This is a genomic window from Hydrogenophaga sp. GW456-12-10-14-TSB4, from assembly GCF_059424305.1.
The window spans coordinates 1-1,607 of the sequence record NZ_JBWKZH010000145.1 but is presented as its reverse complement, the minus strand read 5'-3'; the positions used below and the strand labels follow the sequence as shown (position 1 = coordinate 1,607).

Here is a 1,607-nt window from a genome sequence, read left to right as displayed (position 1 = left end):
GGGGGTGCGGACAAATACTTGGACTGGTTTATGACGTAAGCCCGAGACTTTCTCGGTATTCGATGGGGCTGAGAGAGCCCAGTGAGATCTTGATCCGTTTCTCGTTGTACCAGCGGATGTAGGAGTCCACAGCTTCAATGAATTGCACAACGGTGGTGCTTCTCCAGTCCCGAGGGTAGAACAGTTCGTTCTTCAGCCGACCGAAGAAGCCTTCGCAGGCCGCGTTGTCAGGTGAACAGGCTTTGCGAGACATCGAGCGAGTGAGGTTCGCATCGCTCATTCTTGCCAGCCAACCTGGCCAGCGATAGTGGCCACCACGATCGGAGTGAACCACAGGCCGTTCGGTGGTTTCCGCCACCGTCTCAATGGCGGCATCCAGCATCGTGTTGACGAGTTCGGCATCTGGGCTGGTTCCAATGGTCCAGCTCACCACCATCCCGTCGAAGCAATCGATGATGGGCGACAGGTAAACCTTGCCAGCCGGGATCTGGAACTCCGTGATGTCAGTGAGCCACTTCTCATTGGGCGCCGCGGCCTGGAAGTCTCGGTTGATGATGTTCTCAGGCGCTGGACTGATCTCACCGGCGTAGGACGCGTACCTGCGCCGCTTGGGTTTGGGAACAACCAGGCGCGCCTCCTTCATCAGCCGTTGCACCACCTTCTCCGAGATGGTGACGTGCTGCCTGTGCAGCGACGCATGCAGCCTGCGGTAGCCGTAGCAGCGGTGGTTCGACTCGAAGATGCCGGTGATGGCACGACGCGCGTCAAGATATTTGTCTGCCACTTGCGCACGGGCTCGATGGTAGAAGTACGAGCTTCGCGCAAGATCCAACTGAGCCAAGAGCTCTGGCAGGGCATAGAGCTCCTTGAGGGCGTCAATCAGCAATGTCTTCTCCCGGTTGGTCAGGAGACGCAGATCGACGCCCAGGCCTTTTTTTAGCAGTTCATTGGCCTTCTTCAAGAGATCGCGTTCAAGCTGCAGTTGCCGGATGTCGCGCTGCAGGGATTCGAGCTGTCGCTCCAGCTCCGCTCGCTCAGGTGATGGTGGTGAGTGGTTCTGGCGTTTCATGGATGCAGGCGCCTCGCGGCCGAGTAGCTGGTTCTTCCAGTTGTACAGCGTCGGCCTGCATACGCCCAGCCTTTCTGCCACGGCTTGCGCACCTTCCTGCCGCGTGCAGAGCTCCATGACGCCCGCCTGTTTCAACGTCTCGGGGTATCTGCGCCGGCCGACACTGCCAACGGCGGCTATCCTGCTCTCGGGAAGTGCCTGGCGAATCCAGGCGGTCAATGTTCCCCGGCCTGGGTAGCCCAATGCCCTCATCGTTGCAGCAATGCAGCGACCATGCGCAAGGTAGTGCGCGATAGCCGCCTGCTTCTGTTCCTGCGAGTACTTGGGAGGCCGGCCCGCATAGCCCACAGGCAGAGCCGAACGTCGTTCGTATTCACGGTGCCAACTCTTCAGGGCATTCTTGGTTGGGTAACCCAGCTGGCGGATGGTTGCCCTGATGCGCTTGTCCAGCTTGATGTAGAGCTGGACTGCTCGCATCCTGTCTTCGTACGAATACATGAACTACCTCCTGGTAGTCCAAGTTTTCGTCCGCATCCCC

The 1,607-nt window shown here is 59.1% G+C and carries 1 protein-coding gene; it reads right to left on the bottom strand.

The features are described from left to right. Nucleotides 1-28: 28 nt before the first annotated feature. Complete coding sequence (locus tag AC07ZS_RS29765; RefSeq protein ID WP_494802030.1) at nucleotides 29-1,567, bottom strand: IS3 family transposase; 1,539 nt, start codon at nucleotides 1,565-1,567, stop codon at nucleotides 29-31. Between the last annotated feature and the right edge of the window lie 40 nt (nucleotides 1,568-1,607).

Bases quoted from the DNA above. Each gene is read 5' to 3' on its own strand.
- AC07ZS_RS29765 (WP_494802030.1), bottom strand. From the start codon at position 1,567: ATGTATTCGTACGAAGACAGGATGCGAGCAGTCCAGCTCTACATCAAG.